Origin of the sequence: Salinivibrio sp. PR5 (assembly GCF_001996085.1) — a bacterium.
Taxonomy (GTDB): Bacteria; Pseudomonadota; Gammaproteobacteria; order Enterobacterales; family Vibrionaceae; genus Salinivibrio; species Salinivibrio proteolyticus.
In genome coordinates this window covers 21,598-37,508 of sequence record NZ_MUFK01000035.1, presented here as the reverse complement: position 1 = coordinate 37,508, position 15,911 = coordinate 21,598, and the positions used below count along the sequence as shown (strand labels likewise).

Genomic DNA, 15,911 nt, shown 5'->3' with positions numbered 1-15,911 from the left:
TAACAGTACTACCAATCGTACCTATTTCATTGTTCTTAGTGTCATCCACGCGTAGTGTTAAGTCAGAGTTATCGTCTACTTGTTTGAGTGTTGACGCCATTCTATCAATTGGGTTAACGACATTCCGTTTAGTGATGACATAACCTAATACCGCAATAACAACCACARCGGCTAACGAAATATTCCCGATTAGTACCGTTTTTTTCACACTGGCGGCAGCGGCATCAAATTGCGCACTTGTGCGCTCTTCTAACGCAATAAAAAAGCTTTCGATGGGTTTCATGATTTTTGCTTTTTCTTGGTGATACTGAGAGCTATGCAATAGCTCAATCGCCATTTGTTTGTCGGGTTCACCACGAACGGTATAGTTACCGCCACTATCAGGATAGAGCCCTTTCACCGCATTCATGGCTTTGACTTCCATGTTGACTAACCCATCTGAGTTAGCTTGTGCTTGTTTTAAAAAATCAAACTCTTTTTCAGTGAACCCCAGATCTTTCATCCTCTGGTCTAGAGAGATAGTTTTACCATCTGGTTTAGGTTTTTGTCCGTAATTTAATACCAAATCCCAATAAATCGTATGATAGTTAACGGGCCGAGGTTTCTCACCGTTACGAATGGCTAGGATGTCCATATACATCTTTTCGTATTTATCGTCACCGGTTACAACATACGTTCGCCCCAGACGGGTTAAATCGTCAGAGCTTTGCCTTAATTCATCGGCAGTTTGATACGAGGCATACCGAACTTGTGCCATTTCATCAACTTTATTCATCAGCCCATTTAGTTGGATGATCGTGACAAAACTAACGACAATTCCTGCACCAATAATAAAGAACACTAACTTCATGGTGTTATTGATGTTCATACCCAACTCCTAGCACTCAACATCCGTAAAAACCTCTTTACTGAGTTAGCATAGAAGAGAATCTCGGCTTAGGTTAAAAAATCTAGGCAATGATAACCATGCGAATAGTAAGTTTTTGATTATTTAATAGAAATAAATCTAACGATAGACGTCGAGTTACATACCAAGCCACGAAAGAGTATAGTTAGTTGGTCATTTTGTAGAAAAACAAGACACCCTCACTAATGAACGAACCATTCATAATGCTCGTTCCGCTACCAATGCGATAGTGAACGATCCGCGGCCTGAATTTATCATTTCTAAGCTGCCTGTGCGGCAGTGAACCAAAAAATGACGAAACCACAGGGCACGCGGGATTTCTAAGCTGCCTGTGCGGCAGTGAACGAAAAGTGCGGCGTTGACCAACGCAACGGCGCTTTCTAAGCTGCCTGTGCGGCAGTGAACCGAATAGCTTGCTGTCTATGTGGAACTCAGAATTTCTAAGCTGCCTGTGTGGCAGTGAACTTTAGCTTTTCAACCTGCACACCGCTCTGACTATTTCTAAGCTGCCTGTGTGGCAGTGAACGCACCAAGGCCGAAAACCGGACACGCAATATTTTTCTAAGCTGCCTGTGTGGCAGTGAACTACCAAAATGCGTAAGGTGGTAGAGGCACAGGTTTCTAAGCTGCCTGTGTGGCAGTGAACCGTCGTTACCGATCTCACACGTGAGGACTGACTTTCTAAGCTGCCTGTGTGGCAGTGAACCCTGAGCTGCACGATTGGCAGATAAAAAAAGCTTTCTAAGCTGCCTGTGTGGCAGTGAACGGTGTATCTCTTTGTTTATAGGTGATTATGGCTTTCTAAGCTGCCTGTGTGGCAGTGAACACCAAGCCCGCCGATTTTGACAAGTTCTGTCATTTCTAAGCTGCCTGTGTGGCAGTGAACGTGACAACCATCACCCTAAAGGACTTGCAACCTTTCTAAGCTGCCTGTGTGGCAGTGAACAGTAATCGTAAACGCGGGTAGACGTGCTCATTTTTCTAAGCTGCCTGTGTGGCAGTGAACTGCCGTGTCGTTCTTTACTTCGCTCAAATCGCTTTCTAAGCTGCCTGTGTGGCAGTGAACATGCACTTTGAGCTTACAAAAGACGATATAGATTTCTAAGCTGCCTGTGTGGCAGTGAACTGTTAACCGTGGTGGCTGGTATCTTTAGGAGTTTTCTAAGCTGCCTGTGTGGCAGTGAACTTGCCGCGTCGCAGACCCTTTCAGGATGAACATTTCTAAGCTGCCTGTGTGGCAGTGAACAATAGAATAAACCAATAAAAATAAGCTGCAACAGGCTGTTAGGGTAAAAATCATCTTTTTACCCTGTTAAAACTCACCTATTGCAACCATTTGTATTTAAAGCACATTTTTAAAGAGCAAAAATAAAGGGTAAAAACTACCCTTTTTTGTTCAATTTAAAAGTGCGGTACGGTCGCCAATATTGACTGCCCATTCGCTTTGCCACTCAAACCATAGCAATCGAAGCTCCCATCTTGTGATGTGCTTTGCTGCTGCATCTCAATAAACAGCGGGAACTTGCTGTTTTTTTCTGGTGAACGTTGCTTGGTTTGCTGGCTATGCAAGTAAATAAACGGCAAGGTGCACAACGCTGTCGGCTTGCTTTGTTGCAAATCCGCTAAACATTCCACCAGCGGTTTGCCAGATTTTGCTGCCCATAGTGCGGCTTTTTGCTGCATATCCCGCTCTATTCGTTCGGGCGATTTCACCTGCTTGCGTACAAAGCTTACGTAAGTTACATCGTTTGGTACGGGTTTGATGCCTTTGATGTGTACATAGTCTTCTAGCCGAGTTAGCCAGCGGTGGATATCCAACGTTTCCAATGTCGTTTGCTCTTTTGCAAAGAGACGCAACTTACTGCCAAGCGGAAACTTTGCTTGACGATAATCAGGAAAACCGACCGCAACCAGAGATTGGTTGCTCGCCACTTTGTGCTCCACCAAAGCAATGTGCACTTGTTGAAAGACGTTTTGCCACAGGAAGCCTACTGCTATGTCGGCGTCTGGCAATAAGGTGATCTCTTGGTAGTAGTTCATCACTGCCACCTATTTGTCACTTTCGCCAAAAACTCCACCACGCACTAATACAGCCATGACGTAATGTTCATCTTCTTCACGGGGCAAACTTTCACCGCGCGCCCACTTATCGAAGAAGGTATAAAAATCCTGCTTGTCTTTCGGGGTACGGAACGCCTTTCCTAAATTAGTGACAGCGCCATAGGGTTCAATCGCAATGGCTCCTGCACTTTGCTCTTCAGATGCGTAATCTGGGTACCAAGTATCAATGGAACGCAGTGCGTTACCAATTTTTTGTGAGTGCATCGCAGCATGTTCATTAACTGCATACAGGATTTTACTTTTCTTGGTTTTGCTGTTGCCTTTATCCAGCACTAACTCTTCACTTGGGTAAACTTCTTGGGCTTTACCCACCTTCGCGTAGCAGTCAATTTGCAGCATCAAATGGTCCGTTTCGCTGGCAAGTGCCTGAGCAATTCTGTCGGCCAAACTATTGATCTGTGGATCGTTATGATCAAAGTGTCGAGTACTGAATTGTTTGGAATTAAAAGTCCACGCCTGTTCAGCCCCTTTGTTCAATGCCTTGACTTGCACTTCAATGTCTTCTGCACCAACTCGGTTTCGCCATAGAAAACGGGCATTGGCAAGGTTGGTGGCATAGCGTTTCGCCAACTCAAAACATCCATATTTGGCAATGTACTGCGAAACCGCAGCACTATAACTCTGTTTGAACAGCGTATTGTTACATGCCGAAGGTTGGGCAAGACCCCCTAATACTTTGAGTGTGAAATGGAGCTTCAAAGTGTCGTGATCCTGCCCCAACGCACAGGCATCCACTCGCTGCAAATTTGGACTTTCAACTTTTGCATCGAGTTTAGCTGGATCTTTTTTGAAATCGYCTGCATCTTTCTTATTAAAGCGATTAGAAATCGTGCCACGTACCGATTTTTCTTGCAGGGCTAATGGTGTTGCTTGCTCTTTGGTTTCCCACTGGCATCCAAAGAGGTAACCATCCGATGGGACAAGCTTTTTTTCAAATGCGAGAACTGAGGCGGTATCGTTATTTTTAGCCATGAGATTGTTCCTTATTGATGTTCGTTGATAGCGTTAACTGGCTGACAAAGGTAAAGATCGTTTTCTAAATCGGGGTGGTATTGCCAAAGGATGTCATCGAGATGTTTGATTTTGTGCGCCATGACAAATTCACCCAGTGTGACCACACTTTCGGCAAAGCGATGCGGTACTGATGGATCGCGCTGATTTTTTGCCTCTCCTAATTTCGATATGCCCTGAAATCCGGTGGCAATAGGCACAATCCAGCCACTCGTCTTGCGCTGGCTATGCCAAACAACACTTTGGTCTTCAAGCTGTTTACAATGGTGGTGTACGGTGAGGTAACCCAGCAGCGCATCTATTGCGTCATCACCTTGCTGCATGGCGTCAATCATTAAATCGCGACGTTCAATCAGCACATAGCCTGGCATTAATTGGCCTAGGACTTGGGCAGTATCCTGCTCCGTAATCACAGATTTAACGGAGGGCTTCCCAAAGGAAAGAACGTCGCCTCCTGCCACTTTCATCGTCGCGATCACTGCTTGCAACTGCTGGGTAAAGTCTGACTGCTGAACTTGATCTTCATTGCCACTCCACTCAATGACTAAAGAGACGTCTAAGTGGCAGCGTGGCTCCTCGATAAATGATGGACTTGTCAGTGGCGCTTCAAATTTGGACTGGTATCTAGAACCGTATTTTTTTTTGAATTGTCCGTCAAAGATACTCGGGTTTCTTGTTCCTAAAATAGAATTAACAAAATCGCCTTCGTCTTTATAAGTCTGTACATCACAACGGTGGCTCACCACCGCAGCACTATGCAGCATGAGATCGGATAACCCTGCTTGGCTGAGCTTGCGCTCTAAGGCATGCACAAAGCCTAACCATGCCGTCATGGCCGGAAAGCCAATAGTAAAGGGGCTTGAAAATGCATTGGCATTGTGAATTTTAAGATGCGGTAAAAGCAATACGTTCATCGCAAGTTCTCCTTATTGCTGGCAACCACCTCTTCTATTGCCAGCAGCTCTTGGTCTGCCAATGTGACGGGATTGGGGATCACTTTGCTGCGGCTGTACTGATTGATTAAGCCACGGGCAATGTGGCGAGTGATTTTATCGAGCCACTCATCCTCTTGCTGACGCTGCTCTGCAAACTCTGGATAGAGCCAGATTTTTTGCTCCAAAGGCAACGCACTCGATAATTCACCGGAATAGTCTTCAAGAAACAGGCGCACTTGCCACATTTTTTCAATCACCAAATCAACGTATTGCTGAATGCGGTAGTCGCGCCCATCACGAATATTAATGTTGTTGTAGTCGGTGAGAAAAAGTCGATGCAGCGCTTCAAGGATTTCTTTGGCTTGCCAAGCGGTAAAACTCTCTTTAAAGAAATCCGTTTTCGGCAAACGAATATCACGCGGTATTAACTCCGGCGGTATGGACGATAACAAATAGTAAGTCTGGTATTTATTATTTAAACCAGAAATATTTTTAGGATGATCACCACCATGCTTTATTACCGTAAGATCTGATAACGTTTTGTAACCCAGTTCATGATAATCATTGTTCTTTCTAGCTTTCTTCCCAGAGTAAGCTTGAGGTGAACGACTGGTTCACAATATTCTCAAAAAACGCTCCACTAAGTCCGAATGTTTCGGCAAGCAATGCGACATTAGAATTTTTTAAGTGCTCTAAAATATAAACGTCGTTTATTTTCAAAGACAGGAATTTGTAGACGTTCAATTGAGTAGCATTGATGTGTAGATCAAATAATGCCTCTGCATTACCACTTCGAAGATAGCCGTCTTGATATTTCTTAAAATCCGTAGAATACACTCTCGGATATTTACAAGAAGGATGACTCATTTTAGAAGGATGACTAATCACAGTGCCATGCTTGCTACCTTCTGCGATCTTTTTGATCACCCCGGCTACAGATTCGGTTTCAAAGTTAGCTACTTTATCATGAGCCATACCATCTTTAAAAAAGAAATATGCTTCTAACCTTTCAGCGTAAAAACGTTCTGAAAGCTCAATCAAAACTTCTGCTTCCTCACTAGAAATATCAAGTAAACTCCACAGCTCATCCAGTTTTGGATGACTAATTTCACACATAAATTTAAAAGTATTCTCATATTTGAATGTTGTCGCTCCTTCATTAATAGAACTAGTCATCAATAAACAGGCATCACACTCAGGAATCGACTTAGGCAAATAACTCTGCGGGCTAAGCCTCAACACCGCATCCAAGACCTTAAAATAGTCAGGTTTTTCTTTACCGTTATTGTCAGTTTTTTTAAAGGCTAAATCCGGTCTGTTTTTTATCAACTTGTCTAGACTTTGCTTTACTTCACTCTTTTCTTTTTCCATTATTTGACCTTAACCAATCCTAGTTGGTCGTTGTAGCTATATTGCTGGTTACCTTCACGGTAGATAAAACTGATTTCGCCATAGCGCACTGACGTGGCAAACTCTTGCTCAGGACTTGGACTGTATAAACGGACTAACTCACTGTAATCACGCTGTAGCCAAAGTTTTTGTTGTTGCTTTGGTGTCAGTGGCAGATGTTCAATATTCAAGGTGCGTTCAATCGGGTGTAAGCCGCCCGGTTCTTCACGCAAACAAAACTCGATGCTGCGCTCTTTTTTAACTAAGTAGATTTGGACTGTAGGTTCACTTTTACGAAAGCGTTTGAAGTGTTGCGGCAGTGCGGTCAGCCACCAGTAGCCGTGAATATGACCGTGCAGATGCTCATACCAACATGACTGCGGCGATCTACTCCGACGATTGCGGTTGTATCTATCCTGACGACTGTTCTTGGCTTGCTGTGGTTTGCCAATTTGATCGATGCCAAGGGTTTTCGCGGTGGCAAAGTGCTCTAAATCCGCTAAGTTGTTGCGCGGTTCGAGCCCTGCTCGCTTTTGAATACGGACAACGGCATTGACCGCATGCAACAGCGACTTTTTATCCACTAACTCAGATAAATCATGAGTGGCAAGTTGAGTGGCACTGTCTGTTTCATAGCCGGGATGATTAAACACCCGCTCAGCGCCTCCCTTGAAGCCTTTGACGTTGTATTGCAACAAACCAATATTGGGCTCCTGAATCTCACCATCACGATGTCTACGTACTCGACCTGCCATTTGAATAATCGAACGAAAAGATGAGGGTTCAATCACCGCCCAATCAAAGTCATGATCACGCCCCACTTCTTCAACTGGGGTGGCAACCAGAATAAAAATCAGGTTTTTCGCTTGGCAAGCAGTTAGGTGTTCACGAATCACTGGATGAGCAAATGCACAGGGCAGTTCATCCGCTTTCTCTTTGCGTTTGAGTACTTCATCCAAATGCTTTTCTTGCTCATGGCGTAACAACAGCACTTGCTGGCTGTGATAAGCCATACAGCGCACTTCAGTATCGGAGGGCCAATCACAGCTCAGTAGATATTGGGTTAATTCGACGCAAGGTTGAATATTGGCAACCCGAACCACGCCAAACGATACTCTTGTTTGGCTTTCTGGCTCTAACGTGTTGTGATGCTGGTGTTTAGCTAAAACCGCTTGCTTGACTATCTCGAAATACTGCTCTTCTAGCGATTGTTCATTTTGTTTAATGCATGGAATGATATCGGCCTTTCTCTTCGCGACCTGCTGTTTTAACTTATCCACACGTTTAGACACAAAGCGTTGCTGGAAAGCCTCATAAGCAGCTAAATCAGCATCATCGCAGCCCACCATCTGAACATCAGCGCTAAATTCATCGACATAAACACAATTAACAGTACTGACTCGATCACGGCTAGCAGCAAAGACTTTCCATCCTTGACGATAGGCATTGTATAAACCCAATGCTAAATCCGGCGGTATGGTGGCAGAGGAAATCATCACTTTGCGCCCCAGCATGGCTGCCAGATGCACTAATCGGCCAATCGCAATCAGATCATCACCGGTAAAGTCGTCAATTTCATCAATCACCAAGTCGGATGACATTAAACGTAAACAGGGCAGAATATAGCGCCCACCACGCTTGGTTTCGGTCGCGGCCATAATGTGATCTATCGTGCAAACCAGCACTGGAGCGTAAAGTAAAGCTCTGTATTTCTCACATTTTCCTTTATCAGTTGAAAGAATTGTGGTCAGTTCTTCTTCAGGCAGCACACCTTGCCAACGAACTTCGTCTGATTCATCTTGCAAACTTTCCAAAGACTCAGAACCAGCATCCGCTTGTTCAGGTTCAATGTCGTCTTTTTCAACTTTCTTGCCCGATTGATGCAACTCCGAAATGGCTTTAGAGCCAATCAGCACTGCTAAATCGCTCTCTTGCAGTTTGAGTCTTTCTTTATATTCGTCGCCGGTTTGCAAAGTGAGTGTGCGAAGGCCAAGTGCCAAGATAAATCGCAAGCTTTCACCCTCTTCAGATAACGCCTGCATAATTTTGGCGTTGGCGATGGTTTTACCACAGCCAGTACTGGCCATGTTCACCACAAAATAGCCTTGGCTTTTATCTTCCGTGTGTTCACGCCACTCACTGATTTTGCGTACCGCTTTGTCTTGCCAACGGAATGCTTTAGGCGTGTTGGCCTTAGGTGCCAGCTCGCTGAGCTCGGTGGCTTTTAGCGGCTCGGTTTCAAACAACGGCAGTAACTTCACTGTGTTCACCGCGACTTTAGCAACATTCACTAAGTGCTCATCCAGCTTTTGTTTACGCGCTTTAGTAACGGGATCGGTGTTAGCGTACAGCTCTATCGATGTCTTCCATTGATGATCATTAGGTTGTGAAGAGTAATAGTGGTCACCTAGCATCAAACACAACCTTGCATGGTGTAGAATCCCTCGCCAACTCCCATCATTCATTGCCTGTTCGAGTAAAGGCAGGTGATGTAATAAGTCTTTCGCTCGACGCTTTAGCTCAGCGAGCCAAATCGAGGAATTAGAGAGCAGACCTAACGGAAATTCAAAACATTTCGGCAGCAGCGCGTTGTACTCATCAAAGCGGTTTTCATAACCCCATGCAGGGGTAATTCTAGCCAACAATTCCTCTAAAGAAGCATTACCTACTTCTCGCTGGTTATTACATAACGCGTCTTCTTTTGGCAAAGGTAATCGATGATGAGAAACAATCAACCAAGCAATTAACGCTGCTGCTGTCGGTAATTCAGAAAGTGCTTTTTCTCTTTGTAATCCATTGATTTTAAAACAAGATTCATCAACACCTTGATTGATAAGAGTCGCCAACCAAGCCTCATCTTGAGATTGGTGTATTGGATTATCGACAAATTGATGGAATAGAAGACAAGATAGCCACTCATGACGTAGCGGGTCACCTTTATGCTTAGTTTTAATTTCTGGATTTAACTTTTCCTGAAAAAGTAAAGAGGCTTTACCCCAATCGTGCAGCAAAGCGGCCATGCTCGCGAGTGATTTAATCAGTGGTAAATATTTCCAGTCATTTTCATAGTCACTGTTAAGCAAATCTTTCTCTGTACTATTAACAGGCACATATCCCTCTGCATTAAATTTATTTTTATTCCCCACCACCCATAAAAGCTGGCTGCGGGAGCGAGAACGAATCCAATGACAACTGACCGCGGTGCTGCGGCTGGCGGTTTTGCTCAACATTTTTCGCACCGTGTTTAAGCCATCTTCGGTGATCAGTGTTTGCCAGGTGTTATCACCAATTCGGTTAGCAAAGGCATCAAGCACGCGGCGGGTTTTCTTCAGTGCCTTTTTCTCGCACTGAGAAATAAAAGTCACCATCATCGTTGCGGCTCCGTCATCTCATCGTCGGAGTCGTTTTGCAACGCAATGGCTTTGATGGTGTTGAACATAAAGTCCATCGCTTTGTGTTCAATAAAGGCTTGCAGAACTTGCTGGCGAAACTCTTGTTCGGTGGCGTTTTCTTTAGCGCATATAAACGCCCAAGGCAGCACGATGGCATCTTTAATTAAGTCCGCGGCATCAAACACCAGCGCGCCGCGACGGGTTTTGCCATGCATCACCGCAAATCCGTGCGGGATCCCAAGCACCCATAAACAACTCGCCGCCAAGCCATAGGCTAAGTAATTGCCATGATTTAAAAAGCGGTTGGCGAGGTCGTCCGCCTCAAGCTGACGTTTAAAACCGTTTTTTTGCGTGCGGTTCGCCGCGTGTTTGTAAAGCGCTTTGGTGAGCTGTGCTTCGGTAAGCAATAAATCCGCTGGCTTGCTGGCTTTGTCAGTACGCGTCACAAAGGTATCGAGTGCACCGGCCAATTCGGCGACATCAAACCCTTCAAGTTTAAGTTCGCGGCTCGCTTGCCAGACCTGCTTTAAGTAACTTAAGCGTGCCAGCTGAAAAGTTCGCGCAGCGTCCAATCGCTTTTGATCATCAAACCAAAATGACAACCACCCTTGCAGATATTCAGTAGGTCGATACTCGCTTTGCGGTGTAAACCACTCAACCTCAGTTGCCATATGCAGTGGTGTACCGCCACCTCCGCAGAAGCCAACCAGCACGCCCGCTTGCGAGAGCATACGCATCGCCGCTTGAGTGATTGATGTGCCAGTCCCGAGCAACAACACCGTGGTATTGGCAATGGGGATATTAAAGTAAAGGTTTTCGCGTTTCGCCTCCGCCAAGTACAACACACGCCCGTCTTTTTGCATCACACGGCAATGCTCGAGGTAGTACATATTGGCGCGTTTAGAATGAAGGATGGTTTTAAGATCCGAGGGCGAAAGATCGTCCATGCGTGTCCCTTTCGTGATTGTCCCGAGTGACAAGGCACATCACTCACAAGCGCTAGAAAGGTAACAAAAATAGCAATGCATGCCCGTGAAACAAGGCACAGTTTAGGGTTTGAAGGGAGATCGCTTTATTAATGTAGATGTAAGTAATGATCAATCACAATAAGCGAACTAACCAATAGTGAAATGGTTAATAATGTCCATTTCTTTATGAGGAACACCAATGATATCAATTGTATGGCGTCGGATAAGATAAAAGACAAGATGTTGTCCTTCAGGAAAGCAATAGTATCCGTCTTCAATGTCTGTTCTATGCTGGCCTAGTTGCGGGTTCTCTGCTAGCCAGTTAAACCGCGTAGCTAGGCGCTTTAAATAAGTGTTACGCTGTGCTTTTCCCCATTTACGCTCAGTGTAACGACCAATATTTTTAAGATCATCACGTGCTCTGGGCGTAATACGAACCTGCTTTTTTGTTTGGCTCGCCGTCAAGATTCTGCGTCCAAGTCGTTAATCAGTTCATCCATTGAAAAATCATCGACAAACGTGTCACTTGCTGCCTGTCGAGCCCCCTCATCAAGATGTGCGCGCAACACATCCAGTTTGGTTTTGCGTTCCTCAAGCGTGCGTAATGCATCACGAACAACCTCGCTAGCAGAGCCGTAACGGCCACTTGCTACCTCGTTTTTAATAAACACTTCCCAGTGCTCCCCTAAACTTAAACTTGTTGTTGCCATAACTATCGCACTTATTCATAAATATGAATAATGAATATAGCGCTTTTTTAAGTGACTCCCAACTTTTTCACTCATATTGATTCAGCCGAACGACGTTAGGTATATAGCAGCACACAAGAGTTCTCATTCAATCCTTTCTAAGCTACCTATGCGGCAGTGAACAAAGCAACCCAGTGCTGAGCCTGTGCTTGAAATTTCTAAGCTGCCTGTGCGGCAGTGAACCATCTTTGTACAGCGTGACGCTGTACAATCCTTTTCTAAGCTGCCTATGCGGCAGTGAACACCAAAAAATTTGTAGCGGGGTTAATAAGTATTTTCTAAGCTGCCTATGCGGCAGTGAACAGAAGTTGTCCATCACTTCAATCACGTCACCATTTCTAAGCTGCCTGTGCGGCAGTGAACCACGGCGCAGCGCATCCACGTCGTGAACATCTTTTCTAAGCTGCCTGTGCGGCAGTGAACGACCGAATCCTTGTCGCGCAGGTCCATGATCATTTCTAAGCTGCCTGTGCGGCAGTGAACAATCCGCAAGATTCAGAATACAACAAGCTGAATTTCTAAGCTGCCTATGCGGCAGTGAACACCAAAAAATTTGTAGCGGGGTTAATAAGTATTTTCTAAGCTGCCTGTGCGGCAGTGAACTAAATCACCCTCTATCGACTCTTTAAACATTTTTTCTAAGCTGACTGTGCGGCAGTGAACATTAGGCAAAAAGGTTTACGGAAAAGGGGCGTTTTCTAAGCTGACTGTGCGGCAGTGAACAATAGAATAACTTAATAATCGTCAGTGACAACAGGCCGTTAGGTTAAAAATGGACTTTTACCCTTGTTAAAAAGGGCCTTTCGTAACTAGCTGTATTTATTGTTTATTTTTAAATGGCCAAAAAATAAGGGTCATAACGGATTTAGGCATCTCCCCTTATTGATCCACGTGGCTCGACTTATCCGTATCTATCGCTCTACTACGAGGAGGAGCGTATGCAACTGACCGAGCCTGGTGACTTAGACCGGATTATTGAAATGGCGTGGGAAGATCGAACTCCTTTTGAGGCGATTGAAACACTATATGGTCTGCGACAAGATGATGTCATTGCACTGATGCGCCGTGAGTTAAAGCCGCGCAGCTTTAAAGTATGGCGAGAACGTACAAACGGGCGTAAAACCAAGCATAAAGCGCTTCGTTCAGCGTCTGTGGGCCGCAGTCATTGTAAAAGCCAATATAAAGTAAAATCGTCTAACGGTAAGGCTAATCGTAGATAAAAATGATGTCACGACGAAGCGTCTGAGTGGTTAATTGATCGTCTCTGTCACGTTATGGAAACGTGACAGTCAAATTGTCACTTTCTACTGGCGCTTAGTCTGTGCTTCAACCCCAAAGCCAATCTAACTCACAGCTTTATTTTTCAAACAGTTATGCGTTAAAAACAACACTAATCCAACTACTTATCCACAGTTTCTGTTGATAGTAAATCGACATCGGATAACTTATTTAGCCTTTAAATATCAGCAAGTTAGTTGCATAAAATACAATTTTATAGAAATTTCTTGACGACAGCGTGGCTAAAGATTCTAGAATCAAGCTTAGCCTACCCAACGGTGTGCTACTTCCATCAATAACTTATCTTTGTTGGGGTGTGCCAGCAATGTGACACCGTAAGGGGAGTCTTGGTGGCTAAATAATGGCAAGGTTAACTGCGGTAGCCCACAAACATCGGCCAGCGCCATAAGGCGTCTTTGCGCCAAATTAAAGATGTCGCTTTGCTCTTGGCCTGCGTCTCTTGGCAAGATCTCGCCCGGTGTGGACGGTAAAATTAACACTTTATCACTTGGCCACATCGCACACACGGTATCTCTGAGTTGCTTGCGCGTTTTTTTCGCTTGGAAATGGTCTTTGTAAGTAATTGCTTGAAGGCGAGCCAAATAGCTTTGTGTGGAAGATGGCAAGTCCAGCTTTTGCTTTTCCAGCCATTCTTGATAGACCAGCAAAAACTCATGGCTGGCAATGGCAACTTGTGCGTTCTCAATCCGTGTTAAGACCAGTTTGTTCATCGCCAGTGTGGTTTCATGCGGTAAAGGTAACGCATCCAATTTTTTGTAGAAACAATCCATTGCTTCATCACTGTAGTAAAGTGCGAAGATAGGTTCCGCCAACACAACGCCGACAATGTTTTTGATCGCCGTTGAAGGTTTCGCCACCAGCTCTTGGAACTGGCTAATTGGCGCTAATGCAGCACTACAGACGCCCGGGTTATCAAACGTTTCTGCCGCAGGTAACAAACCACTCGCGTCGATGAGTCCTGGCGTGGGCCGATAGCCAAATAAGCCACAATGTGCCGCTGGAATGCGTACACCGCCGAAAGCATCATTACCAAGGCCTAAGTGAGCCAGTTTTTTTGCGACTGCGACAGCAATCCCTGCATTACTGCCGCCGACGCGATACTTACGGTACTTTGGATTGCGAAGCTCAGCGTAGAAAGGATTGAGGCCAGTAATGCTAAAGGCAAGCGGATCCACTTGCAGTTGGCCAATTAAATTGGCGCCTTGGGTCATCATAGTGTGCAGCACCGCCGCATCTTTGGCCGACTCAGTGCGCCCTTCCGACCATGCAGGAATACCGATCCCCGACACCAAACCTTCTACCGCTACAGAGTGAGAAACAGCAATGTGATAACGCCTGAATACCCCACCGCCGCTATCCTGACGAGGTGGATCATACCGATGTGCAAACATGGCTTGGTCTAACATTGGCGTTCCTTATCACAAAATCAATCGAGCCTTATTGATCAGTGTAATACAGGCGCGACACATCAGACGCCTGAGTTGGGCGGTAAACCATGTCGATGCAAATGAAAATGTTACTGGTTTTTTAAAAGTTTGCCGCTGTCAGCCCTGGTGCTCGTTGACACGATTGTTCAAACGCACTGAGTTGAGGGGCAAGATCCTCACTGACAAAGGTATCGTCAAATATTTTCACTTTGCGGGCGAGCTGCCAACTATCAATCGACGCGCCTTGTCCGTAGGGAATTGCATACACATGAAAGTGTTGCCGCTGAGTAATGTAGTCAAGGTTTGGCGGTACGCGTAAAGGTTGATAGGTGGTATTGAGGTAGACGTAAAACTCCCCTTGGCAATTGGCTACCACATACGAACCTTGCTCACTGCGTAACGCGAGATAAGGTTGTGGCACTTTATCAAACTGGCTTACATGCCATTGATTCGCTGTTGCAGTTAGCTGAATCATCGGTGCTGTCGGCATCGACGCACGCGAGTCGCTTACCTGCGGTGTTGGTGTTGATACAGGCGCCGTGGTTTGATTATTCTCCAACGGTTCGACAATTCTGACACGTTGCGCCACCTCTGGAGCTGACTGGCCTAACAACGTCCTCATCATGCTTTGCCAGTGGCTTGTCGGCAGCATCAGCACTGCAATCACGCCCCAAGAAGCCAATACCCAACGCCATGCTAAGCCGGGCTTTGCGGCTTTTAGCGTTACTGGTGTCGCTTTGTGTTTGAGCTCGGTTTCCAGTTGTTCAACCTGAGATAATGCCTGTTTTAATTCTCGATTGAGCTGTTTGCTCTTTTTCTTGTCACTGTCATGTTGCTTTGATAATCGCTGATGCTGCTCTTCTAAGACATGATGTTGCTTTTCCAGCTTCTGATAGTGCTCCCGCCATTGGCCATTATCAAACTCCAGCTTGGCAATTTTCGCGGTCAGGTGCGCGGGGATTTGGTTGTTCGCTTGGCGGGCTCGTAAAGTTCGATTCTCTTGCTGCAATGCGGCGAGTTCTTTTTGTAACCGCGCCACTTGGCTACGCAATGCTGCCGTGCCACCAGCAGATTGTTGACTGTCGAGCGGGCTGTGATCGCCCTTGCCATTTTTAACCGCTTGATACGCTTCACTGACAAGCTGCATCAACCCTGTGCTTCCGCCTTTATCTGGATGCACGCGAATCGAAAGTTGACGATAGCGTTGTTTAATTTGCTCAGCGCTTTCACTGGCGCCAACGCCTAAAAGTTCGTTCCAAGTGGTCATATCAGGGCCCATCGTTACGGCTTCGTCTTGCAAACTCAATCACAAGGTGTTGATCCGTGTTATCGGCATACGGTCACATTTATTGAGCATTCATCGGTCGAAATTTCAGTATAGCCAGCACCGTACCGTTCACAGATAAAAGTTTAAAGAGTGCAAATTTTGCGCACTTCTTTAGCTGATAGAACTGTTTGTTCATTTTTGCATTGCATTCATATTTCTGTGATCTATCATACTTACCGCAATATGACGTTCCGATGAAGACAGCAGGAGAGAGGTGGCATTCGCCATCCGCCGAAGAAGTAAATCTTTCAGGCACTTAAATGTATGGACTGCTGTTGGAGGAGCCTCTGGAGAGACCCGTTAAGTCGGGCGCCGAAGGAGCAAGCTTGTTTTCAAGTGAAACTCTCAGGCAAAAGGACAGAGGAGATACCCACCCCAATATGTAG

General features: G+C 45.5%; 13 protein-coding genes, 2 CRISPR repeat arrays and 2 riboswitches. Of the genes, 1 reads left to right on the top strand and 12 read right to left on the bottom strand.

The genetic code is table 11. The features are described from left to right. From BZG82_RS12340 to BZG82_RS12295, 10 genes are all read right to left on the bottom strand, one after another. Positions 1-868, bottom strand: an 868-nt coding sequence (locus tag BZG82_RS12340) for a HAMP domain-containing protein (protein WP_131826237.1), incomplete at its 3' end; no start/stop codon positions are given. Between the two features lie 296 nt (positions 869-1,164). Next, positions 1,165-2,153: direct repeats of the CRISPR family, unit length 28 nt; unit sequence TTTCTAAGCTGCCTGTGTGGCAGTGAAC. Positions 2,154-2,308: 155 nt separating this feature from the next. Then, entirely contained in the window at positions 2,309-2,947 is a 639-nt protein-coding gene (cas6f, locus tag BZG82_RS12335) for a type I-F CRISPR-associated endoribonuclease Cas6/Csy4 (RefSeq protein ID WP_077765957.1), read from the bottom strand. A gap of 9 nt (positions 2,948-2,956) precedes the next feature. Continuing rightward, positions 2,957-4,000 carry a type I-F CRISPR-associated protein Csy3 gene (gene csy3 / locus BZG82_RS12330; protein ID WP_077765956.1) on the bottom strand — a complete coding sequence of 348 codons (1,044 nt, stop codon included), beginning with the start codon at positions 3,998-4,000 and terminating at the stop codon, positions 2,957-2,959. 11 nt (positions 4,001-4,011) lie between these two features. After that, positions 4,012-4,953 (bottom strand): type I-F CRISPR-associated protein Csy2, encoded by a 942-nt coding sequence (csy2, locus tag BZG82_RS12325; protein WP_077765955.1) that lies wholly within the window; start codon positions 4,951-4,953, stop codon positions 4,012-4,014. Continuing rightward, complete coding sequence (locus BZG82_RS12320; protein ID WP_241837376.1) at positions 4,950-5,525, bottom strand: type I-F CRISPR-associated protein Csy1; 576 nt, start codon at positions 5,523-5,525, stop codon at positions 4,950-4,952. The genes csy2 and BZG82_RS12320 overlap by 4 nt, the downstream gene beginning before the upstream one ends. 22 nt (positions 5,526-5,547) lie before the next feature. Then, positions 5,548-6,345 (bottom strand): type I-F CRISPR-associated protein Csy1, encoded by a 798-nt coding sequence (locus tag BZG82_RS12315; protein ID WP_077765954.1) that lies wholly within the window; start codon positions 6,343-6,345, stop codon positions 5,548-5,550. Beyond that, positions 6,345-9,734: a type I-F CRISPR-associated helicase Cas3f gene (gene cas3f / locus BZG82_RS12310; RefSeq protein WP_077765953.1), complete on the bottom strand. Its 3,390-nt coding sequence runs from the start codon at positions 9,732-9,734 to the stop codon at positions 6,345-6,347. Before cas3f ends, BZG82_RS12315 begins: the two co-directional genes overlap by 1 nt. Continuing rightward, positions 9,731-10,702 carry a type I-F CRISPR-associated endonuclease Cas1f gene (gene cas1f / locus BZG82_RS12305; RefSeq protein ID WP_077765952.1) on the bottom strand — a complete coding sequence of 324 codons (972 nt, stop codon included), beginning with the start codon at positions 10,700-10,702 and terminating at the stop codon, positions 9,731-9,733. The genes cas3f and cas1f overlap by 4 nt, the downstream gene beginning before the upstream one ends. Before the next feature lie 168 nt (positions 10,703-10,870). Beyond that, complete coding sequence (locus BZG82_RS12300; RefSeq protein WP_077678465.1) at positions 10,871-11,188, bottom strand: type II toxin-antitoxin system RelE/ParE family toxin; 318 nt, start codon at positions 11,186-11,188, stop codon at positions 10,871-10,873. Further along, positions 11,185-11,433: a type II toxin-antitoxin system ParD family antitoxin gene (locus BZG82_RS12295; RefSeq protein ID WP_077480619.1), complete on the bottom strand. Its 249-nt coding sequence runs from the start codon at positions 11,431-11,433 to the stop codon at positions 11,185-11,187. The genes BZG82_RS12300 and BZG82_RS12295 overlap by 4 nt, the downstream gene beginning before the upstream one ends. A gap of 134 nt (positions 11,434-11,567) precedes the next feature. Further along, a CRISPR array of direct repeats spans positions 11,568-12,195; the repeat unit is 28 nt; unit sequence TTTCTAAGCTGCCTGTGCGGCAGTGAAC. Between the two features lie 215 nt (positions 12,196-12,410). Between BZG82_RS12295 and BZG82_RS12290 the strand changes: the two genes are divergently transcribed. Then, positions 12,411-12,692, top strand: a complete 282-nt coding sequence (locus BZG82_RS12290; RefSeq protein ID WP_077678466.1) for a TIGR03643 family protein — start codon at positions 12,411-12,413, stop codon at positions 12,690-12,692. Between the two features lie 321 nt (positions 12,693-13,013). Here BZG82_RS12290 and BZG82_RS12285 read toward each other — a convergent pair whose 3' ends face one another. Both BZG82_RS12285 and BZG82_RS12280 read right to left on the bottom strand, forming a co-directional pair. After that, positions 13,014-14,177: an amidase family protein gene (locus BZG82_RS12285; RefSeq protein ID WP_077480615.1), complete on the bottom strand. Its 1,164-nt coding sequence runs from the start codon at positions 14,175-14,177 to the stop codon at positions 13,014-13,016. Positions 14,178-14,298: 121 nt separating this feature from the next. Beyond that, positions 14,299-15,465, bottom strand: a complete 1,167-nt coding sequence (locus BZG82_RS12280; protein WP_158076008.1) for a J domain-containing protein — start codon at positions 15,463-15,465, stop codon at positions 14,299-14,301. A gap of 254 nt (positions 15,466-15,719) precedes the next feature. Next, positions 15,720-15,807: riboswitch (glycine riboswitch) on the top strand. Between the two features lie 2 nt (positions 15,808-15,809). Next, positions 15,810-15,889: riboswitch (glycine riboswitch) on the top strand. Positions 15,890-15,911 lie beyond the last annotated feature (22 nt).